The organism is Candidatus Babeliales bacterium, from assembly GCA_040879965.1.
GTDB lineage: Bacteria > Babelota > Babeliae > Babelales > JACPOV01 > JBBDJI01.
In genome coordinates, this window is the sequence record JBBDJI010000007.1 from 19,828 (window position 1) to 41,047 (window position 21,220).

Below are 21,220 nucleotides of genomic sequence, written 5' to 3' on the forward strand. Positions count from 1 at the left end.
TAAAAGGGACGCATATCAAAAATGCGTCCCTTTTTATTATTTTTTATCGTCTATATCTTTTAGCTCTTCTTCTCATCGAATTTTTTTCCATCATCGGTTGTTCTGCTGCCATTGATTTTGTAGCTGGTCTTGCTGGGCCGCCGACTGTTTCAGTATATTCTTCTAAAATCATAGTACTGCTTTTTTTACCAGTCGCTTTACTAATTTTATTTTGCATCAACATTTTTGAATTTGAACCCGAAATCCGATCAACTTCATTACCCATGCCATCTAAGAAAATAAAGGTTGGATAGCCCTTAATGCCATATTGTGAACATACGCCAGCAATTTTTTCTGCATCAATAGCAATAAAAATTGCTTCAGAGTTTTCTTGAGCTAATTGTTTAAATATTGGTTTCATTGTTTTGCAGGGCCCGCACCAAGTGGTATAAATATCTAAAACTATTGGTTTTTTTTTGGCGCGTAATTCATCAAAATGTTGTGAGCTTTGCAATTCAATAACTTCTCCTGCCGGTGCTGGTTTTTCCATTGGTGTGAGCTTTGGTTTTTCTACAGGAGTTGGCATAGGCTTTGGTTTTTCTACCGGTTTTACTTTTGTTGGCATTTTCTTTTCAATTTTTCTTAGCAGTTCAGCAGGTTCTTTCATAGGAGTTGGTACCGGCTTCATTTTTTGTGCGAGTCTTTCATTTTCAATTTTTCTTAATGGCTCAGCCGGTTCCATTTTTTTAATTGGCTCCGGTTTTGGCATTTTTGGTTTTTGTTGAATCATTTTAATGTTTATATGTAATTTATCTTCATTTATTCCTTTGAGACGCTCAACTTCCATGCCATTTGCATCAAAAAAAATAAAAGTTGGATAAGCATTTACACCATATTGATTTATTAATTCTCGATTATTTGCTTCATTTACTTGTAGGAATCCAATGTTACTATATTGATTGGAAATTTGTTCTATTTTAGGTTTTGCTCGTTTGCATACGCTACACCAATCAGCATAAAAATAAACGACCATTGGTTTATTTTGTGCCATCATTTGATTAAAATGGCTTGTATTATTAATCTCGGTCATTCGTGAATATATAGTATTACACAATACCAGATTGAGCATGAGAAAACTCATACTCAATAAAGAATAATTTCTACGTTGTTTCATGGGCATCTCCTTTGAGAAATGGGGGGTTTAATTATTGATGAAATCTTACATATCGCTCTTTAAGAATGTCAAGAAGAATGTTTCTGATTTTCTTTCAATTTGAAAAGTTGAGCAAGCTTATTTTATTAAAAATTTTAGAATATGTTTTCTCGAAAAAAATAGATAATTTCCTTGCTTCTAAGGACTTAAGGTGATAATGTATGTTTAGCACATAAGAACATTGATTTGTCAGTTTGAAAATAAAAAAAATTATTATGAAAACTAAAAAGCTGCAATTGCTGCATGAGGGGGCTTTTTCATTTAAATTAATTTTCAGTAGGTAAAATAAAGGGAGTAGTATGAATAAAAGGAGTATTTTAAGAAGGTGAATTTATTGTTCGTTCAAAGAGTTTTCTTGTCAGTAAAAAATTAATTAATGCAGTAAGAGGAAACAAATATGCAAATATTAGGACAAGCACGTATTTATATCAAAAAACGCGGTGGGGCGGTGGAATTATTTGATGAACAAAAAATTCACAATACAATAAAACGTGCTGCAATTGGATTTGAAAAATATATTTCTATCGATTTGATTCTTAAAGAAGTAATAAAAAATATTTATGATGGTGTAACTACACAAGAACTTGAAAAAGCAGTGATATTAGCAGCCGTTTCATTTATTGAATTTGATCCAGGTTATAATGATATTGCCATGCGATTGCTTTTACAAAAATCATATCGTGAAACATGTGGAAAAACTACGAATGATGCATTATTTATGCAAAATTATCGCAAGGCATTTATTGGTGGTATTCAATTTGGCATAGAACATGGTGTATTTAATTCTGCATTGTTAGAGTTTGATTTAGAAAAATTAGCAGAAGGTCTGCGCCTTGAACGAGATAATTTATTAAGCTATCTCGGTTTACAGACATTATATGATCGTTATTTTTTGAAAATAGAAAAACGTAAAATTGAAAATCCACAAACATTTTGGATGCGTATCGCAATGGGCCTTGCATTGCAAGAAGAAAATAAAGAAGAGCGAGCATTAGAATTTTATGAGGTATTATCTACGTTGCGCTATATTCCTTCCACACCGACTTTGTTCCATTCAGGCTATAAAGTATCTCAATTAAGTTCTTGTTACCTTTCTACCGTTAATGATGATCTTGGTCATATTTTCAAAGTAGTAGGTGATAATGCGCAATTAGCAAAATGGGCTGGAGGAATTGGTAATGATTGGACAAATATTCGAGGGACTGGTGCCTTTATCAAAAGTATTCATGCCACAAGTCAAGGAGTAATTCCTTATTTAAAAATTGTAAATGATGTAGTAGTTGCTATTACGCGCAGTGGTATTCGGCGTGGTGGTACTTGTGTATATCTAGAAGCTTGGCACATTGATTTTGAAGATTTTTGTGATTTGCGTAGAAATACTGGTGATGAACGACGTCGTGCACATGATATGAATACCGCGGCATGGATACCAGATTTATTTATGAAGCGCGTAAAACAAGATGGCGAATGGATGCTTTTTTCTCCTCATGAAGTTTCAGATTTGCATGATTTATATGGTGCAGCCTTTGAAAAAAGATATGAAGAATATGAGGCTATGGTTCGTGAAGGGAAAATGCAATATTATAAAGTATTATCAGCTAAAAAATTATGGCGGAAAATATTGAGTCGCTTATTTGAAACTGGTCATCCATGGATTACCTTTAAAGATCCATGCAATGTACGTTCTCCACAAGATCATGTTGGCGTGGTACATAGTTCAAATTTATGTACCGAAATTACGTTAAATACTTCAGCGGATGAAACTGCAGTCTGCAATTTAGGTTCAGTAAACTTAGCACAACATGTTGCGGATGATAAGTTGAATACTACATTACTTAGTGCGACAATTAATACCGCGATGCGTATGCTTGATAATGTAATTGATTTAAATTTTTATCCAACTAAAGAAGCTTCTAATGCAAATATAAGACACCGTCCTATTGGTCTTGGCATGATGGGCTTTCAAGATGCGTTATTTAAATTAGATATTCCTTTTAATTCACCAAAGGCGTTAGAATTTGCTGATTATATTGCTGAAACCTATTCATATCATGCAATTTTTGCTTCTTCAAGATTAGCAGAAGAACGTGGTGCATATCAAAGCTATAAAGGCTCTAAATGGGATCGTAATATATTCCCTATTGATACGCTCGATCTTTTAGAAAAAGAACGTGGCATGAAAATTAATATTTCACGAAATTCAAGCTTAGATTGGAAGCCAGTTCGTGAACATGTAAAAAAATGGGGTATGCGTAATTCTAATGTGATGGCGATTGCGCCTACAGCTACCATTGCTAATATTGCCGGCTGTTTTCCAAGTATTGAGCCTATGTATAGAAACTTATATGTAAAATCTAATATTGCGGGTGAATTTACCGTTATTAACCGTTATTTAATTCATGATTTAAAAAAATTAAATCTTTGGAATACATCAATGCTTGAGCAGCTTAAATACTATGATGGTGAACTAGAGAATATTAAAGAAATTCCGCAGAATTTGAAAGAAAAATATAAAGGAGCTTTTGAGATTGATCAAATATGGTTACTCAAAATGACGGCAACCCGCGGTAAATGGATTGATCAAAGTCAATCACATAATATATTTATGAAGGGTGTTTCGGGGAAATTATTAGATGATATTTTTATGTCTGCATGGGAACTTGGCAATAAAACTTGCTATTATTTGCGTACATTAGGAGCAACACAAATTGAGAAATCAACTTTAGATGCAGCAAAATATGGATTTACTCAAAAACGTGAATACAGCAATGCAAAAGAATCTGATATATTACCAAAAGAAGAAGAACCAATGATTTATATGCGTGATGCAGCATGTAATCTAATGGATAATGAATGCGAATCTTGTCAATAAATTAATGCAGGAGTTTTATTATGGCAAAAAAAAGAATTATTAATGATTCACAAACCGATCCAAATAAAATATTGCCAATGACCTATATGTGGGCGCGTGAGCATTATAAAAATGGTATTGCAAATAATTGGACGCCCGAAGAAATATCAATGCAACAAGATGTTGAACAATGGCGTTCTTCTGATGTGCTTACTGATAAAGAACGACGCTTAATTTTATGGAATCTTGGCTTTTTTTCTACTGCCGAATCATTAACCGCAAATAATTTAGTATTAGCTGTTTATCGTCATGTAACAAACCCAGAGTGCCGTCAATATTTATTGCGGCAAGCTTATGAAGAAGCGGTACATACAGATACCTTTATTTATTGCTGTGATTCATTAGGGCTTGATCCTGATGAGATTTTTAATATGTATAATACTGTTCCATCCATCGCTGCAAAAGATAATTTTGTTATTAATTTAACTAAATCAATTTTTGATCCAAATTTTACAACTGAAGGTTTAGAAAATACTCGTCGATTTGTACACGACTTAATTGGTTATTATGTAATTATGGAAGGTGTTTTTTTCTATGCAGGTTTTGCGATGATGCTTGCACTTAAACGGCAAAACAAAATGATTGGTATTGGTGAACAATTTGAATATATCATGCGTGATGAAAGCGTTCATTTGGCATTTGGTTGTGATCTTATTAATACGATTATAGCGGAAAATCCTGAGATTTGGACATCAGCATTTAAAAATGAAATTGTAACATTAATTCAGCAATCAGTTGAATTGGAAAAAAATTATGCACACGACGCATGTCCAGAAGGTTTGCTTGGTATCAATGCAAATCAATTTTCTGATTATGTTGAATATATAGCTGATAGAAGATTAGAGCGTATTAATTTGCCGAAAATATATTTAAAAGAAAATCCATTTCCATGGATGTCTCAAGCCGTAGATTTAAATAAAGAAAAAAATTATTTTGAAACCCGTGTTACTGAATATCAATCTGCAAGTATGTTAGAATGGGATTAAAATAAATTATTTAATTATCCATATAATTTTTGATTTTATAGCCCCTGATTGCATTAGGGGCTATATTTTTCTTGATTTATTTTTCAGATAGTGTAAAGATGCCTAATAATACTATTTATTTAAGGAGCTAAGTACATGAAGAATTCTATCTATTTTTTACTTTTTATTTTATTTACTTTTAAATTTGATCTTATTGCAAATCAATCTATTTTTCAAGATGGCCGAAAGATACGTCGTAAATCATTAACGCAATTGATGATACCTATTGTTCAATATTTTGCAAAACAACGAAAAATTGAACCATTAATGATTAGTGATCCTAAATGCAAATCAATTTTACCTTCATTTTCTACTAAAAATCATTCTAATGTATTGGATATCGCTTTAAGTGCTGAAAATGCATCTAATAAATTAAAAGAACAGGCAGAAAAACAATATAATCGTGAAATTAAAAAACAATTATATGATGCAGCGCAAGAACAAACATTTGTATCAGCATTTAACTTTTTAGAAGCAGCTTATCAAGTTGAGCAAAGAGAAGATAAATTAAACTGTATCAATCAAGCAGCAAAAATGATGAAATTATCTTCACAAGTAGATAGTTGGAAATTAAAAGAATTTGGTCGCAATCAGTTTGTAATTCAACCACAAACGCTTGAAATTTGGCCACAAATTAGACAAGCAAAACAGGAACTTAATTTAATAGATTAAAGTGAATTGTTAACCTTTAATTAAGGGAGAGTATTATGTTAGAGTGGGTTATCATTTTTTTTGTTTTAGCATTAGTAGCAGGTGTATTTGGATTTACTGGTATTGCAGCGGCTTTTGCTGGTATTGGAAAAATTTTATTTTTCTTATTTTTAGTACTCTTTGTTGTTTCATTGATTATGCATTTGTTTAGAGGAACGCCACCACATATTGATTAAAAAATATATCTATTTAAAAATTTAAAAAGCGAACTTTTGTCTTATTTGATAGGGAAAGTTTCGCTTTTTAATTTAAAAATCTAATTTTCTTTTCATTTTAATAATACCATGCCAGCCAAAAATAATTGAGGCGAGACCTAAAAAGAAAGCGCATAACCAGAAAGGTAAAGAACCTTCTTGGCCTAAAATTGTTGCCCGTGTTCCTTCCATAATATAGATCATAGGGTTTATTAAACTAAGGTAACCGAGAAAATAATTAAAATTATAAAGGACTTGCCAAGAATATTGAAAGCCACCCAAATACCATAATGGGTATACAAAACGCATCCATACACTGCCAATTTGTTCAATGCTAGAAATACGACTAGTTATCCAGATAGTAAATGTTGCATAAAAAATGTTTGTTAAACTAAAAATAATTAAAAACTTTACCAAGCTAAATTGGGAAAGATCAAATTGATGCCATAATAATAATTTGCTGATTGGAAGTACCAATATTCCTAGTACGGCATTATTAAATGCATAAAACAAAATGTTGCGTATAAAAACAAGCCATGTTGGTATGGGTAAGATTAAGTAAAACGAGGTAATATTATTGCCTTCAAAATCGGTAATTAAATTGGTAACACCGGTATACATTTCAAAGAGACCGGCACTTGCTGTTAAGCTGGCAATCATAAAGCTGCTATATGATTGTTCTAAACCAAAAGCAGGCATAAGATATGCTGTTACTAATACCACAGTGACAATCCAGATAAGTAAATCAATAATTTTATCTTGAATAGTGCGCTTAAAGATTTTTAAATCAGTAAGCAAAAGATAATAGAGGGTATTGCAATAAGAAAGTATTCCCATATTTTTAGTCCTTTTGCTCTTTTGTTAGCTGTAAGAATACTTCTTCTAGCTTGCCTTTTTCAAAAGTTTTAATCAGATTTTGTGGAGAATCAACGAGTTTAATTTCTCCTCTATGGAGCAAACAAATGCGATCTGCTAAAACTTCAGCTTCATCTAAATAGTGCGTAGTTAATAATACACATACTCCAGTATCTCGAATGTGCTTGATATAATACCAGAGTTGATGTCTAATATCAGGATCTAGTGCTACCGTTGGTTCATCAAGAATAACAAGCTTAGGTGAATGAATAAGCGTACGGGCAATCATATAGCGTTGTTTCCAACCGCCGGAAAGTTGTGTTGAGTAATAACTAAGATATTCATTGATACCTAATCGTTCGTTTAATTCCTCTAAACGTTTATTAACTGCTTGGTCGCTCATTCCGTAATACTTGCCAGCAAAATAAAGATTGTCTTTTATAGTCAATAATGGATTTAAATTTGGTTTTTGTGGATTATAGCCAATCTTGCTACGATAATTGGGCAAATCATTATAAATTGAAGAACCTTCAAATAAAATATCACCGTAAGTAGGTGGATGAAGTGTTGCGATAATAGAAGAAAGTGTTGTTTTCCCGGCACCATTTATGCCGAGTAAACTAATAATTTCTCCGGCAAATAAATCAAGTGAAACACCTTTTAGTGCTTGTATATTATTGTATCGTTTTTCAATATTTTGAATTGAAAGTAACTTATTTTTCATGTAGCCCTATTTTAAGAAGTGATAGTTTTACTCTCTTAATTTTAACCATTTTTCTTATCAATTTTTTTCTCAAAGCCATGATTATATATTGCTTCTATCTTTTTTTGACACCATTTTTTAAATTGTCTCAATTTTTCTATTTTTTTTTGATATTCAAATCGATTATCTTTGCATACGGTCGATTGTTCGATTGATTCTTTTAATATTGAAGCCCAGGATGATCTTTCTGCAAATAAAGATTTTGTTGAGAATAATATGAATATTATTAAGAAAATAAATTTATTTTTTATCGACACCATTTCTAATCGCTTTTTGAGAAGTTTCTAATTTTTGTTTTTCTTTGTATACTTGTTCATTAATTTTATCTTGAATAAAATTATCAAATGTGAGTGTTGGATATTCTTTTGATAGTATCGCAAATTCTTGGATTAATTTTACATAACTTTGCAAGTCATATTTTATATTTAATCGGAAAAATCTTTCATGAATAGCTTTATTTATAATTAATTCTTTTTGCTCAATAGAGATGTTAAGTTGTCTGCATGCATAATTTATTTTTTCTTTAAAATAAGGTATTCCTTCATAAGGTTGATGGGTAAGAGATATATACGGTTTTATAAAAGCTTCTCTAAAGCGTTCAAGGTCTTTTTTGAGTTGCTGACATTGTTTGCTTTTTGGATTAGCGCATTGCGGTAAAGAAGAAAAGCTTTTTTTATTGAATTTTTTTAATTCATGCTCAATAGGGTGTGAGAAATGTGAGAGCCCATAATTACTAACAGTCAATAATAGCAAAGGGCAAATGATTTTTTTAAAAAAGTTCATATTTATCCTTTGGGAAAATAGATTGCGCAAGGAGTGAATATATCATTTATTATAGCGATAATGTGCTTTTTATCAATAGAATAAAACTTCTTATTGCTTAAAAATTAAAATAAAAGAAATTACGGTTAGTTTATTTAATCTTATTGCTTTTTTAATAGTTACTATGATAGTGCTAAAAAAAAACTAAATCGTACTGGAAAAAATATGAAAATAACAATTTCTGTAATTAAAGCGGATGTCGGTTCTATTGGTGGCCATACACAGCCATCTTCGCAAATGATGCAAGCAGCTAAAGATGCAGTAAAAACAGCAATTAAAAATAATCTTTTGATTGATGGATTTGTTTTGCATTTTGGTGATGATATTGGATTAATTATGACTCATATTCATGGCAATGATTATCCTGCGGTTCATCAATTTGCATGGGATACTTTCTTGAAAGTTACAGAATATGCTGATCAATGTGGTTGTTATGGAGCAGGACAGGATTTACTTGCAGAGGCACCGTCAGGTAATGTGCGTGGCGCAGGGCCTGGTGTAGCAGAAATAACTTTTGAGTTTAATCGTGAAGAACCACGACCGGCAGAATCATTTATGATATTTGCTGCAGATAAATGTGGGCCCGGAGCCTATAATTTACCATTGTATTTAGCTTTTGCCGATCCAATGTATTGTGCCGGGCTTATGTTGCCAAAATTAATAAGAGGATTTCGCTTTTTGATTATTGATATGGATCACAAAGGAGCTGATAGTATTATTGAACTTAATGCACCAGAGGATAATTATAAAATTGCGATGTTGTTACGTGATAATGAGCGATTTGGTATAAAAGCTATTTATTCACGAACTTATGATGAGCAATGTGTTGCAGTTTCAACCGATCGCTTACATACCGTTGCTGGAAAATATACCGGTAAAGATGATCCTGTAGCACTAGTACGTAATCAAGGTATTTTTCCTGCGCCAGAAGAAATAATTTCACCGTATGTAAAAGCGCATTATGTTGGTGGTGATGCTCGCGGTTCCCATAACATGCCATTTATGCCGGTTCCAATAAATACTGCTGCTACTGGCGTATATTGTATACCTATTGTTTCTTGTATAGGTTTTTCTCTCAATCGAAATGGCGGGTTTTCTAATTTTTATACTGATTTTTTTGATAACCCGGCATGGGATTATGTCAGGTTAAAAGCACAAAAAAAAGCGATAGAAATACGCAGTCAAGGATGGTCTGGCCCTGCCATGTTGCCTTATCAAGAATTAGAATACAGTGGTTTTAAAGATACACTTCAAATGCTTTTGAAAGAATTCAAAATAATCAAATCAAAAGGATAATAATGACTCGATTATTTGTCCTTGGAAATCGTTCAATTCTTATTGATCTTGATCGCCATGGGCAAGTGCGTGACTTTTATTATCCATTTGTGGGACAAGAAAATCATGTGAATAGTCAAATTCACCGGATAGGCTTTTGGATAGAAGGTCAATTTAGTTGGCTTTCATCTACTTCTTGGCAAAAAGAGTTAAGTTATAAAAAAGATACATTAACAACTAATATTGTTGCAGAAAATAAAGAGCTAAATATTTTAGTCCAATTTAATGATATTGTTGTTCATGATTGTGATATTTTTATTCGTAAGTTAACTATTTTAAATAAAGCAGATTATGAGCGAGAAATACGTGTATTTTTTCATCAGAAATTTGATATTTTTGAATCAAATATAGGTGATACGGTTTTTTATAATCCATTCATAAAAGCGATTGTACATTATAAAGGTAAACGCTATTTTTTAGCAAGCGGTCTTTTTGAAGAAAATGGTATTAAACGCGGCATAATGCATTATGCCACCGGTTTGGCTGGAGAATATGGGCGAGAAGGTACTTATGTTGATGCACGGGATGGTCAGTTAAGTGAAAATCCTATTGAGCATGGCGCAGTCGATTCTACTATTGAATTTTGTATTCCACTTAAGGCAAAAAAAAGTCATGTAATGCATTACTGGCTTTGTGCTGGGAAAGATTTAGGAGAAGTTTCTCAGCTTAATGGCTATATTGAAAAAAGCGGCCCAAGTTTTTTTTGTGAGCGTACTGAAAAATATTGGATAGAATGGGCAAATCGTACACCGTTTAAATTTTTTCAATTAAGTGATGATATAATTAACTTATTTAAAAGATCATTACTTGTTATTTCTTCTCATGTTGATCAACATGGCTCTATAATTGCTTCAAGTGATTCAGATGTATTATTTTATAAGCGGGATACATATAGCTATATGTGGCCGCGCGATGGTGCATTAATTGTTCGTTCATTAGATCGTTCTGGCTATCCAGAAATAACTGAAAAGTTTTTTCGCTTTTGTTTAAAAGCATTAACACCTTTTGGATATTTGTTTCATAAATATCGTCCTGATGGTTCTTGGGGAAGCTCTTGGCATTCTTGGGTTGAAGAAGGACACATTCAATTACCAATTCAAGAAGATCAGATTGGCCTTGTGATTGATGCATTGTGGAAACATTGTATCGACAATAATAAACCAGAATACATGAAAGATCTTTGCGCTGAATTCGTGCAAAAAGTAGCTGATTTCATGCTTGAGTTTATTGATGAAAAAACTGGTTTGCCTAAAGAAAGTTATGATGTTTGGGAAGAAAAATTAGGAATTCATACATATACCTGTTGTGCCGTATATGCAGGATTAAAAGCAGCAGCACAGTTCGAAGCATTGTGGGGCACGCATGAACGAGCTAAGGCATGTGAAGAGCGCGCGGAGATTATTCGTAATACAATCATTAAAGAATTATATGATGAAGAAAAGGGTTATTTTATAAAAGGTTTATATTATCAAAAAGGGCAATTAAAAAAAAATATGACGAACGATGCAAGTAGTTTTTATGGGGTATTTGAGTTTCATATTTTGCCCGTGGATGATGAGCGTGTGCGTTCAAGTTATGAATACATGAAAAAAGGATTGAAAAATCAATTTCCTATTGGCGGTTATGCTCGGTATGAAGGTGATAATTATTTCCGAGAAGAATGTACCGGTGCCGGTAACCCGTGGTTCATTACTACTATGTGGTTAGCAGAATATTATATTGCAAAAGCAAAAAGTCTTGGCGATTTAAAACCGGCAGTGGAATTATTTGAATGGGTAGTAAAGCGATCATTATCGACGGGTATTCTTCCTGAACAGCTTGAGCCGTGCTCGGGGTTACCATTATCGGTAGCACCACTCACCTGGAGCCATGCTGGTTATATTATCGCAATTGTTAAATATTTAGAAAAGTTAGACGATCTTGGTATTTGTGCTATGTGTAGCCCTCCTGGATTAAAACGAAAAAAAGGAAATTCAAACCAATGAATATAACGGTATTAAAATTTGGTTGGGAATTTCCGCCACATAATTATGGCGGATTGGGTGTTGCATGCCAAGGTTTAGTACATGGATTAGTTGAGCAAGGAGTACGCATTTTATTAGTTTTGCCATATCGATTTGAAGGTGAGCAAACTGATTATGATGTACTTTATCCGTATGATAATAATTTATTACAAATTAAACGAGTAAAATGTAATTTAATACCATATTTAATAACACGATCGGTATTTGATCAAAAATTGTATGCAGAAAGTAATATTCATTTGTATGGCGCGGATATTTTTGCTGAAGTATATCGTTATGAGCAAGCAGCACGAGACATTGCACGTAATTATGATTTTGATATTATTCATGCACATGACTGGCTTTCAATATTAGCAGGTATCGAAGCAAAACGGGTAAAAAACAAACCACTTATTGTGCATATTCATGCGACTGAATTTGATCGGACGGGTGGCAATAATTATCATCCAGAAGTCTATGAAATTGAAAAACGTGGCATGATATTGGCCGATCAAGTGATTACGGTAAGCAATAAAACAAAACAGAACATTATTACTCATTATGGTATTGATGCAAATAAAATTGAAGTAATTCATCATGGTGTGCCAATTCATGCAGAACGCATTAATGAAATTACGATAGAAAAAAAATCGGGCCCGATTGTCTTATTTCTTGGACGATTAACATTACAAAAAGGTCCAGATTATTTTGTAGCAGCAGCAAAAAAAGTATTAGAGCATCGCAATGATGTTACTTTTGTTATTGCGGGCTCTGGTGATATGGAAAAACGATTAATTGAACAAGTGGCAGCCCTTGGTATAGCTGATAATGTTTTATTTACCGGATTTTTAAAAGGTAATGAAGCATTAAGAATGTTAAAAATGGCAGATGTTTTTGTAATGCCATCAGTATCAGAGCCATTTGGTTTAGTGGCACTTGAAGCAATAAAAGCAAGAGCACCAGTTATAGTCTCAAAAAATGCTGGTGTGTGTGAAGTGCTTTCACATTGTTTAACGGTGGATTTTTGGGATATTAATGAATTGGCCAATAAAATATTAGGCGTTTTAGAACATAAGGAATTGCAGAACGAGTTAAATAATAATGCGCAACACAATATTGCGGCATTAACATGGGATAAAGCTGCAAAAAAATGTATCAATGTGTATGAACGTGCATTGGCCATTGGGAGGTAAAAAAAAAGGGGAAAAAGAAAATGCTCAGCATATGTTTTTATTTTCAAGTGCATCAGCCATATCGTTTACGACGATTTCAAGTTTTTGATGTACGAAATACCAATAATTATTTTGATGAAGAAAAAAATAAAGCAATACTCAATAAAGTAGCGGGTAAATGTTACCTACCAACAAATCAATTGTTATTAGATTTATGTAAGCACTATCCCGAATTTAAAATTAGTTTTAGTTTTTCAGGTGTTTTATTAGATCAATTACAAGAATATGCGCCGCAGGTTTTAGAAAGTTTTCAAAAATTGGTTAATACCGGGCAAGTGGAAATATTAGCAGAAACTTATTATCATTCATTATCTTTATTATATTCTAAGCAAGAATTCCAGGAACAAATAAAAAAACAACAGCAAAAAATCAAATCATTATTTGATATAAAATCAACTATATTACGCAATACCGAGTTAATTTATAATAATGAATTAGCATGTATTGCCGAGCAGATGGGTTTTAAAGGAGTATTAATTGAAGGTGCCGATAAAATTTTAGGTTGGCGCTCGCCCAATTTTTTATACAAAGCAATCGATACAGAAATGCCATTGCTACTTAAAAACTATCGGCTTTCAGATGATATTGCTTTTCGTTTTTCTGACCGCGGTTGGCAAGAGCATCCTTTAATGGTTGAAAAGTATGCGCAATGGATTAATGCAACGCACGGCAATGGTAATACCATTAATTTATTTATGGATTACGAAACATTTGGCGAGCATCAATGGGAAGATTCTGGCATTTTCAATTTTTTTAGACTCTTGCCAGAAGAAATATTAAAGCATTCTGATAATGAATTTGTATGGCCTTCAGAGTTGGTACAAAAATATCAGCCAGTTGATGCGCTCGACATTCCTGATTATGTTTCTTGGGCCGATATCGAGCGTGATGTGAGTGCATGGCTTGGTAATGATTTGCAACAATCAGCGATTACGCAGCTTTATGAGCTTGAAAATATTATTAAGCAAAAGGGTGATGAGAATTTACTTAATAATTGGCGTAAGCTGCAAACCTCTGATCATTTTTATTATATGTGCACCAAATGGTTTAATGATGGTGATGTACACAAATATTTTAATCCTTATGATAGTCCGTATGAAGGCTTTATCTATTATATGAATGTGCTTAAAGATCTAAAATCTCGCTTGTAAAAGTAAAATATAAAATCAAATTTATTGCCACTCGATTTTTTCAATTTGTATATTATATAAGATTGGGAGGGAGAGGCTATGAAAAAATTTTGTATTTATTTTTATTTATTCAATATTCTTTTTGTACAAACTATTTTTCCACTTAAAATTGATCGAGTAATTTTATCTACTAATGATAATCCGCTTTATATTCAATTCTGGCCGCTTGCAGCGCGTGCATGGCAAGAGATAGTTGGCGTGCGACCAACACTTGCATTAATTGGCAATAATGAAATTCCTATTGATGAGCAATACGGTGATGTAATTCGATTTACACCAATTGAAGGAGTGCCAACATCTTTGTATGCGCAATGTGTTCGTTTGCTTTTGCCTTGCTTATTTCCTGCAGATGGCTGTATACTTGCCGATATCGATTTGATTCCATTACAGAAAAAATTTTTCATCGATAAAGTAACCAAAATATCTGATGATCGATTTGTTATTTACAAAAGTAGAGCATATTGGTTTTATAAGCCAAGAATTTATATGTGTTATAATGCGGCAAAAGGATCAACTTTTCAAGATATTTTTGGAGTGACTTCTTATGAAGAAATTCCAGAAATGATAAAGCAATGGGCACAATTAAATATTGGTTGGGCAACCGATGAAATTATGGGGCTGTCCTAGATAACTAAAAAGGTTATACTAGGAAACATGAATATTCGACGTTCAAAATTAAGTAAAAATAAAAGAAGAAAATTATTAGAACATTTTGTTGCAGGAACAACAGCGAGAACGGCGGCTTCTATTATTGGTGTAAATAAAAATACTGCACAATTATTTTTTCATAAATTACGAGAAATTATAGGTAAAGAACAACTCGGCTGCAAGCAACCGAGCTTTCAAACTACTTTGAGTTGCTTTCCCCATATTTCTTGAGCGTCCATTTTCTTTAGTTGATTTCTAACATATTTCCGAATTACTTCATCATTCGCGTTACCAATCGTTTCTACAAAAAAACTTTGAGTCCAAAGTTTTCCACCCCAAAAATATTTTTTCCTTATTTCGGGATATAATTTGAAAAAATTTCTTGCAGATATGCTTTTTATAATCTGCATAATTTTTGATGGACATTGCTTTGGCTCAGATTTTACTATCATATGTATATGATCCGTTGGCACTTCTAATTCTACAATCTCAATATTGTAATCATATCCTATTTTGTATATTATTTCCTTCAAATTTGATCTGTATGGTTCTCTAAAAATTTTATGTCTGTATTTTGGAATCCATACAAAATGATACATTATACGAAATACGTGATGCGAATTCCTAGTTAGTTCCCTAGCCGGATCCTTCATAATGAGCTTTCGCTCATTATAACGCTATCCAGCTAGGGAGCAAGCTCCCTAGATTTCCGCTACGCGGTTAAAAAACAAAAATCAGGAATTGTTTTTGAAGGAGAAGTTGAAGCGGATGAAAGCTATTTTGGAGGAAAAAGAAAAGGAAAACGAGGAAGAGGTTCAGCGGGAAAAGTCCCTGTTTTTGGCCTTTTAAAGCGTGGAGGAAAAGTTTTTGCTGAAATAATACCAGATGCAAAAAGTAAGACTTTGATTCCTATAATCAAAGAAAAAGTGAGACCCGACTCTATCGTATATACTGACTCATTACCCAGTTACAATGCTCTTGATGTTTCTGAATTTAAACATCTTCGAATAAATCATAGTAAATTATTTGCTGAAAATCGTAACCATATCAATGGAATTGAAAATTTTTGGAATCAAGCAAAACGACACATGCGAAAGTTCAATGGTATACCAAAAAAAAATTTTTATTTATTCTTAAAGGAGTGTGAATGGCGGTTCAATTTTTCATCACCAAAAAAACAAATTGATATGCTGACTCAGTGGATAAAATCAATAAAATAATTACTTAAAACCTAGGACAGCCCCAAAATTATTGTATTGTTATTTAAAAAAGTGGTCGAAGTGTAAAACGCATATCAAAAAACTTGGATATACTAAATATAAGCATCGACGCATAGATCGAGATAACCAATTAAAATACAAAAAAAAGAAATTATTAAAGCAGTATTATGTTGAAATGAATTGTCCAAAGCCATATAATATGCACAAAAATCAAATTGATCCTATTTTTCATTTGGCGTTATTTGCAGCTATACAACGAAGAAAATAAGTAAAGGAAGGCTTTGCAAACAAGGCTTTCCTTTACTTACTAAGATTAATAATCTTAACGTTTTTCCCAACTCATAATTTTTTTGAAAAACCTTAATTTTTTCCTAGTATGCCTATCCTTAACTTGCAATTTTGGATAATCAGTTGTAGTTTGACGTTCTTTATCAAAAATATGTATATCATTGGTTCCAAAAATAAAAGCTGGTTTTATAGAGGGGTAGCTTGTGCGTCCACTTTCAACATCAGAAAAATCTGTATAGCGAGGGTTATAGATCCATTTTGACCAATTGATTTCTTGTTCAGATAGGTCTTGAAATGTTTTTTCCAAATTTATTAATTTGCCAGTTTCAGAATTATATTTAAAGCAAGGCACATTGCAGGTTGATCTATATAAATAATGTAATAAGTATAGCTCTTCTTCTATACATTTTAAGCCATACACTTCAGAGATTAAAAAAACATTATCTTTGCTGGTAATTATTTGATTTATATTATTAATAAGCTTACCATTTCTAGGTGTTGTTTTTATCTCTATTTTTTTAGGTATTTCCATAGGAAAAATAGGGAAAGTTATGCTAGTTAAGAATAATAATTTTATAAAAGTTAGTTTGCGCATATTTAATAAAATCACTTAATTCCTTTAAGTGGTAAAATAGTTTAAATAAATTTCTATATGATAATAATATGACTATTGAACCATGTCAAATATGATTTTTAACTGAATAAATTAAGAATTGTTTTTAAAGTATCAAGTATCGATTTTATTATAGTATTCATAAGAGAATAATGATTGTAATTTAAAAGAAGCTGTTTTTTGTATTTTAATTACTCAGTCAATGTTAATAAAAAAACCGGATCATTCAAATTAGATTTGAGAGTGTATAACAATCAATTAATATAACCGAAGAAATACAAGAATGATTTGGTTAGAGTAAAAATTTATAATAAAAGATTGATAGCTTGCATTATATTATTGACGATTTTTATTTATTGTTTGATTGTCTTTTTTTTGAGATTATAAAAAATTGCTATTTAGTTTTGTAAAAAATGTTTTTTTTAATACTTGACATTAATTTGATGAATCTGTTACCTTGAAATTAAGAGATGGGAGGGTAGTTGAAAGCTTGCTCTCTCATGTGCGCAAGTACATGCGAGGGATATAGGGTTAAACCTATAAGCTTCCATCTCGTTTTTATAGATTAGGGAAGTTTTCTATAAAATTCTTTTTTATTACTCTATCTTTGAGTAAAATATTTCCATCCAAACCAGCCCGCGTAAATTGCTAATCCAGTTAAGCCAATTCCTACACTAATTTTATAGAAATTTTTTATAGAAAATGATTTATTTGATTGGGTTTTAGAAATGTTTTCAATACTTGATTTTTCATTAGGATGGTTTACATGGTTTAATAAAGCTTCTTCTTCTCCTTCTGAATCATTTAGTTCATTTTTTTTATTGTTTGCCGTAAGATATTCTTTTTTTTCTTCTTCAGTTTCTGATAACACAGAGGAGCTGAAGCTTTCACTTTCTGTAGAAGACATATCAGATGTATTAAGGCTATATTCGCTATCACTTTTTTTTGTGATTGAATCTATCTTATTATCTTCTTCACTAGAACCTATATCCAAATCGGTACTGCTTTCACTCTCAGTTGTTTTATCTTTTTCGTCGTCATTGCTACTAGAAAGTTCGATTGAAGAATAATCATTTTTATTTGGTATTACCATCTGGTGTGTTTTTTGTAGAAATTTTTCTCCTGGAGTTATTCGGTTGCTTTTGTTTTGTATAGTAAACTTTTTTACTTTATTTCTATCCGTTGTCCCTAGAATGAGTGCGCCAAGCTTTTCTCCATAACCGCCTCGCTCGTAAAAGTTGACATATACCCAATTGCCTTGCCGAATCTTTATCCAATCTGCTGTTGATAGAGAAGCAAGTTGTCCTTGATGAATAAAATTATCTTTATCCGATTCATATTGAAAATAAGAAGTTGTAGCTAAAAAATATGAATTTGGGGATTGAGAATCAAGCATCTCTGATAATGTTTTTACTTCATAATTATCAAAATTGATTCTTATATTCTGATATTTTTTTCCGCTAAATATACGTATTTTTTCATTATTAATATTGTTATTCTTATCTAAAATTGAATTGCATAATTCCATTGATAATGTTTGATTAAATATACTGATTAATATAATAAAGGTTATTATCTTATTTTTCATATTGATACCTTAATAAAATACTAGAAGAAAATAGAATTTAATTTATGATTTATTTTAAGATTTAAAAATAATAAAATCAATTTTACTATTAAAAACTAACTTCCAAAGAAAATACTTATAAAATATGCTCACCAACCGCATAACCAATTAAAGAAAGAGCCAAAGTAGGAAGTTCTGGTGGAATTGGCAGCGGCATTAAATTGAAAAGAACAAAGCCTAAAACTCCTGCAATAACACTGCAAATGCCAGCTTCTCGTGATACTTCTTTTTTAAAGTAGGCAAAAAGTAATGGGACTAATAAGCAACTGACCGGCACGCCATAACTGGTTACCAAAATCTTTATAATATCTGGCGGCATAAAATAAGAAAGTCCTAAAATAGTTAATCCAGAAGCAATAATCGTTGTTTTTGATTCAACCACCGGCGATAAGCCTAAAAAAGATAAATTTAAATCTTGGCAAATATTGCCGCTAATTGCGCACAATAATGCATCGGCAGTGGAAGCAATGGCTGCCAAAATACCAACCGCTACTAAAATGACGATAAAATCGTTCGTTAAATGAGCGATCATTGGAATAAGTGGGCTTGCGTTTGCAGCAACCGAAATACCAATTAATTGCGATTGTATGCCAAAATAAATTGGTATGATACCAAATATCAAAATAAAAGCGGTTGTCGCAAATGCAGCAAATGTGGCAACTTGTTTTGTACGAGCGGCAAAAAAAACTTGAGCAAGATCTTGTTCAAATAAAGCAAATAAGGCCGGCATTAATAATGTGCGGAGCATAATAATTATTGATGGTGGATGTTGTGCAAAATGCTGTTGCATCATTTTTAAATTCGCTAGATCAAAAAATGAGGGATTTTTAAAAATACTGTAAAAAAATAATGGAACAAATACAGCAATAATGAATAAAACTTGAAAAACATCAGTAAGTACAACTGCTTTTAAGCCACCGATCATCGTGTAAATAATTAGAAACAACCAAAAAGTTAAAAAGAAAATTTCATTTTTAATGCCAAGTCCAAGTAATAATGTTTTTGATGCAACAATATTACCAATTAATATACCACCTAAAGTAATAGTAACAATAAATGAAGCGATACGGCGTAGCATGGGTGAGTTATATTTTGTTTCAAAAATTTCAGTGGTAGTAACAATATTAAGTGCGCGTAAACGGCTTGCAATACCACAACCTAACAAAATAAGGCCGAGTGTGATGCCAACTGTAAAAATAAGTGCATAAAATCCAAGATGATACGCTTGTTGAGAAGTTCCTAATAATAAGCCGGCGCCTAACTGTGTTGCAATTAAAGTGACAGTTGCTTTTAAACGGCCTAAATTACGACCGGCCAAAAAGTAATCTTTTTTATCTTTAATTTGTCGCGAAGGAATGATGGCTAACAGAATGTAAATAATACCAAAACCGAATAGTACACTAAAAAATAATAGTTCATTCATATTCACTAACCTTTTTTATAAATTATGGTTTTTATTTTTGCATAGCATATTGAGTAGAATGGAGACAATTTTTTAAGAAATTATTTTATAAACCGAATATCTTTTTTAATAGATTACTTTGAATTGCAATTCTTATAACGCTATGCGCACAGTACCAACCTTTTTGCTTGTACAAAAAAATTGGTTAAAAATACCCCAACAGCTGTTGGAACATTCTTCCGCTCATATAGAAGACCACTCATACTTCAGGTTTTCAACCTTTGTCTTCAGGTCTACGATGAGCTACCGGATTGATTATAAAAGTTAATTTTGAGATTTATATTTTTTTTATTTTTTAAATGGCCAAATAGTTTGCACCCAACTGGAAATACTTTGACCATAGTTTGTTAAGCTATAATAAGTTAATGCGCCAAGCAATCCAAAAGTGAGCGTATTTTTTAGAGTAAATTTGTTGGATAACCAAGTAAATTTAGAAAATTCCTCAAATTTATAACCATTTGGTCCATGTATAATCTTATCTGAAGATGTTGCAATTATTCCTTTTTGTAATAAGTCTTCTTTGTCACAATAAAAATAATTAGGATCGTTCTTGAAATCTTGGAAATAATAATCTCTAATTATTTCAAAAAGACCATTTGTATATTGGTTATAGTTGCATCCTTTTTGCTTCGCGGTTAAAATGATAGGTTGACCATAGACTGTTAAAAACAATTGACCACCTTCTTTTAGGTCTTTAATTAAATAATAAGGTAAAGAGTTAGGGAATTCTATTGTTTTCTCGTTATCTATATTCTTAACTTTAACATCAAATAATGGCTCATTTGGGTCCAATTTTACACCTAATGCTTTCTCGACATTTTTTGGTTTTATATTAGCATCTAAACCGCTGCCTGCATACATGGGTGCCGTAGGTATTAAAAATAATTCACCCTGCAAAGGCGTTATTTCTTTTGGAGTTTTCATACCTAAACACGAAACACTTAAGGATGATAAAATGATAATAAGTAATAATTTTTTCATAATGAAACCTACCAATTCTAAAACCTAAACATATTCAATAATAATAATTGTAATACAATTACAAAACAAGTCAATATTTTCTATCTGAAAAGAATTATAAGGGTCTTTATTTTTATCACTCAAATAATCTAAATTATCGGTGAGTAAA

Annotated in this window: 19 protein-coding genes and 2 pseudogenes; 11 read left to right on the forward strand and 10 right to left on the reverse strand. The window is 31.9% G+C overall.

Annotated elements, in window-relative coordinates:
• Nucleotides 1–43: 43 nt before the first annotated feature.
• Nucleotides 44–1,153 (reverse strand): thioredoxin domain-containing protein, encoded by a 1,110-nt coding sequence (locus WDZ41_00645; GenBank protein ID MEX0939850.1) that lies wholly within the window; start codon nt 1,151–1,153, stop codon nt 44–46.
• Between the two features lie 436 nt (nt 1,154–1,589).
• On the opposite strand from WDZ41_00645, the gene WDZ41_00650 reads away from it, so the two are divergent.
• The 4 genes from WDZ41_00650 (at nt 1,590) to WDZ41_00665 (ending at nt 6,015) form a co-directional block, all read left to right on the forward strand.
• Nucleotides 1,590–4,064: a ribonucleoside-diphosphate reductase subunit alpha gene (locus tag WDZ41_00650; GenBank protein MEX0939851.1), complete on the forward strand. Its 2,475-nt coding sequence runs from the start codon at nt 1,590–1,592 to the stop codon at nt 4,062–4,064.
• Between the two features lie 20 nt (nt 4,065–4,084).
• Complete coding sequence (locus WDZ41_00655; protein ID MEX0939852.1) at nt 4,085–5,089, forward strand: ribonucleotide-diphosphate reductase subunit beta; 1,005 nt, start codon at nt 4,085–4,087, stop codon at nt 5,087–5,089.
• Nucleotides 5,090–5,224: 135 nt separating this feature from the next.
• Nucleotides 5,225–5,800, forward strand: a complete 576-nt coding sequence (locus tag WDZ41_00660; protein ID MEX0939853.1) for a hypothetical protein — start codon at nt 5,225–5,227, stop codon at nt 5,798–5,800.
• Nucleotides 5,801–5,835: 35 nt separating this feature from the next.
• Nucleotides 5,836–6,015: a DUF1328 domain-containing protein gene (locus tag WDZ41_00665; protein MEX0939854.1), complete on the forward strand. Its 180-nt coding sequence runs from the start codon at nt 5,836–5,838 to the stop codon at nt 6,013–6,015.
• Between the two features lie 72 nt (nt 6,016–6,087).
• Here WDZ41_00665 and WDZ41_00670 read toward each other — a convergent pair whose 3' ends face one another.
• From WDZ41_00670 to WDZ41_00685, 4 genes are read right to left on the reverse strand one after another with little or no spacing between them, the layout of a single operon-like run.
• Nucleotides 6,088–6,870 carry an ABC transporter permease gene (locus WDZ41_00670; protein ID MEX0939855.1) on the reverse strand — a complete coding sequence of 261 codons (783 nt, stop codon included), beginning with the start codon at nt 6,868–6,870 and terminating at the stop codon, nt 6,088–6,090.
• 4 nt (nt 6,871–6,874) lie between these two features.
• Nucleotides 6,875–7,612, reverse strand: a complete 738-nt coding sequence (locus WDZ41_00675; GenBank protein MEX0939856.1) for an ABC transporter ATP-binding protein — start codon at nt 7,610–7,612, stop codon at nt 6,875–6,877.
• 41 nt (nt 7,613–7,653) lie between these two features.
• Nucleotides 7,654–7,911, reverse strand: a complete 258-nt coding sequence (locus WDZ41_00680; GenBank protein ID MEX0939857.1) for a hypothetical protein — start codon at nt 7,909–7,911, stop codon at nt 7,654–7,656.
• Nucleotides 7,892–8,434: a hypothetical protein gene (locus tag WDZ41_00685; protein ID MEX0939858.1), complete on the reverse strand. Its 543-nt coding sequence runs from the start codon at nt 8,432–8,434 to the stop codon at nt 7,892–7,894. The genes WDZ41_00680 and WDZ41_00685 overlap by 20 nt, the downstream gene beginning before the upstream one ends.
• 204 nt (nt 8,435–8,638) lie before the next feature.
• On the opposite strand from WDZ41_00685, the gene WDZ41_00690 reads away from it, so the two are divergent.
• From WDZ41_00690 to WDZ41_00715, 6 genes and pseudogenes are all read left to right on the forward strand, one after another.
• Complete coding sequence (locus WDZ41_00690; protein MEX0939859.1) at nt 8,639–9,769, forward strand: fructose 1,6-bisphosphatase; 1,131 nt, start codon at nt 8,639–8,641, stop codon at nt 9,767–9,769.
• Nucleotides 9,770–9,771: 2 nt separating this feature from the next.
• Nucleotides 9,772–11,793, forward strand: a complete 2,022-nt coding sequence (locus WDZ41_00695) for a glycoside hydrolase family 15 protein (GenBank protein MEX0939860.1) — start codon at nt 9,772–9,774, stop codon at nt 11,791–11,793.
• Entirely contained in the window at nt 11,790–13,004 is a 1,215-nt protein-coding gene (locus WDZ41_00700) for a glycosyltransferase family 4 protein (GenBank protein MEX0939861.1), read from the forward strand. The genes WDZ41_00695 and WDZ41_00700 overlap by 4 nt, the downstream gene beginning before the upstream one ends.
• A gap of 20 nt (nt 13,005–13,024) precedes the next feature.
• Nucleotides 13,025–14,194 (forward strand): glycoside hydrolase family 57 protein, encoded by a 1,170-nt coding sequence (locus WDZ41_00705; protein ID MEX0939862.1) that lies wholly within the window; start codon nt 13,025–13,027, stop codon nt 14,192–14,194.
• A gap of 78 nt (nt 14,195–14,272) precedes the next feature.
• Complete coding sequence (locus WDZ41_00710; GenBank protein MEX0939863.1) at nt 14,273–14,860, forward strand: hypothetical protein; 588 nt, start codon at nt 14,273–14,275, stop codon at nt 14,858–14,860.
• Nucleotides 14,861–14,893: 33 nt separating this feature from the next.
• A pseudogene (locus WDZ41_00715) lies at nt 14,894–15,040 on the forward strand (IS1595 family transposase).
• Nucleotides 15,041–15,075: 35 nt separating this feature from the next.
• Here the strand turns inward: WDZ41_00715 and tnpA are convergent.
• On the reverse strand, nt 15,076–15,534 hold the full coding sequence (gene tnpA, locus WDZ41_00720) for an IS200/IS605 family transposase (GenBank protein MEX0939864.1): 459 nt from the start codon (nt 15,532–15,534) through the stop codon (nt 15,076–15,078).
• A gap of 90 nt (nt 15,535–15,624) precedes the next feature.
• On the opposite strand from tnpA, the pseudogene WDZ41_00725 reads away from it, so the two are divergent.
• Nucleotides 15,625–16,101: pseudogene (locus WDZ41_00725) on the forward strand (IS1595 family transposase).
• Nucleotides 16,102–16,423: 322 nt separating this feature from the next.
• Here WDZ41_00725 and WDZ41_00730 read toward each other — a convergent pair.
• From WDZ41_00730 to WDZ41_00745, 4 genes are all read right to left on the reverse strand, one after another.
• Nucleotides 16,424–16,999 (reverse strand): hypothetical protein, encoded by a 576-nt coding sequence (locus WDZ41_00730; protein ID MEX0939865.1) that lies wholly within the window; start codon nt 16,997–16,999, stop codon nt 16,424–16,426.
• 604 nt (nt 17,000–17,603) lie between these two features.
• The gene (locus WDZ41_00735; protein ID MEX0939866.1) at nt 17,604–18,590 is read right to left on the reverse strand and encodes a hypothetical protein; all 987 of its coding nucleotides are present in this window, start codon (nt 18,588–18,590) and stop codon (nt 17,604–17,606) included.
• 115 nt (nt 18,591–18,705) lie between these two features.
• On the reverse strand, nt 18,706–20,052 hold the full coding sequence (locus WDZ41_00740) for a sodium:solute symporter family protein (protein MEX0939867.1): 1,347 nt from the start codon (nt 20,050–20,052) through the stop codon (nt 18,706–18,708).
• Nucleotides 20,053–20,379: 327 nt separating this feature from the next.
• Nucleotides 20,380–21,072, reverse strand: coding sequence for a hypothetical protein (locus WDZ41_00745; protein MEX0939868.1), 693 nt, complete (start codon nt 21,070–21,072; stop codon nt 20,380–20,382).
• Nucleotides 21,073–21,220: the final 148 nt, after the last annotated feature.

Coding starts and splice junctions, on each gene's coding strand:
- WDZ41_00735 (MEX0939866.1), bottom strand. CDS start 18,590: ATGAAAAATAAGATAATAACCTTTATTATATTAATCAGTATATTTAAT.
- WDZ41_00690 (MEX0939859.1), top strand. CDS start 8,639: ATGAAAATAACAATTTCTGTAATTAAAGCGGATGTCGGTTCTATTGGT.
- WDZ41_00675 (MEX0939856.1), bottom strand. CDS start 7,612: ATGAAAAATAAGTTACTTTCAATTCAAAATATTGAAAAACGATACAAT.
- WDZ41_00670 (MEX0939855.1), bottom strand. CDS start 6,870: ATGGGAATACTTTCTTATTGCAATACCCTCTATTATCTTTTGCTTACT.
- WDZ41_00660 (MEX0939853.1), top strand. CDS start 5,225: ATGAAGAATTCTATCTATTTTTTACTTTTTATTTTATTTACTTTTAAA.
- WDZ41_00740 (MEX0939867.1), bottom strand. CDS start 20,052: ATGAATGAACTATTATTTTTTAGTGTACTATTCGGTTTTGGTATTATT.
- WDZ41_00710 (MEX0939863.1), top strand. CDS start 14,273: ATGAAAAAATTTTGTATTTATTTTTATTTATTCAATATTCTTTTTGTA.
- WDZ41_00645 (MEX0939850.1), bottom strand. CDS start 1,153: ATGAAACAACGTAGAAATTATTCTTTATTGAGTATGAGTTTTCTCATG.
- WDZ41_00680 (MEX0939857.1), bottom strand. CDS start 7,911: ATGGTGTCGATAAAAAATAAATTTATTTTCTTAATAATATTCATATTA.
- WDZ41_00665 (MEX0939854.1), top strand. CDS start 5,836: ATGTTAGAGTGGGTTATCATTTTTTTTGTTTTAGCATTAGTAGCAGGT.
- WDZ41_00655 (MEX0939852.1), top strand. CDS start 4,085: ATGGCAAAAAAAAGAATTATTAATGATTCACAAACCGATCCAAATAAA.
- tnpA (MEX0939864.1), bottom strand. CDS start 15,534: ATGAAGGATCCGGCTAGGGAACTAACTAGGAATTCGCATCACGTATTT.
- WDZ41_00685 (MEX0939858.1), bottom strand. CDS start 8,434: ATGAACTTTTTTAAAAAAATCATTTGCCCTTTGCTATTATTGACTGTT.
- WDZ41_00705 (MEX0939862.1), top strand. CDS start 13,025: ATGCTCAGCATATGTTTTTATTTTCAAGTGCATCAGCCATATCGTTTA.
- WDZ41_00650 (MEX0939851.1), top strand. CDS start 1,590: ATGCAAATATTAGGACAAGCACGTATTTATATCAAAAAACGCGGTGGG.
- WDZ41_00700 (MEX0939861.1), top strand. CDS start 11,790: ATGAATATAACGGTATTAAAATTTGGTTGGGAATTTCCGCCACATAAT.
- WDZ41_00745 (MEX0939868.1), bottom strand. CDS start 21,072: ATGAAAAAATTATTACTTATTATCATTTTATCATCCTTAAGTGTTTCG.
- WDZ41_00695 (MEX0939860.1), top strand. CDS start 9,772: ATGACTCGATTATTTGTCCTTGGAAATCGTTCAATTCTTATTGATCTT.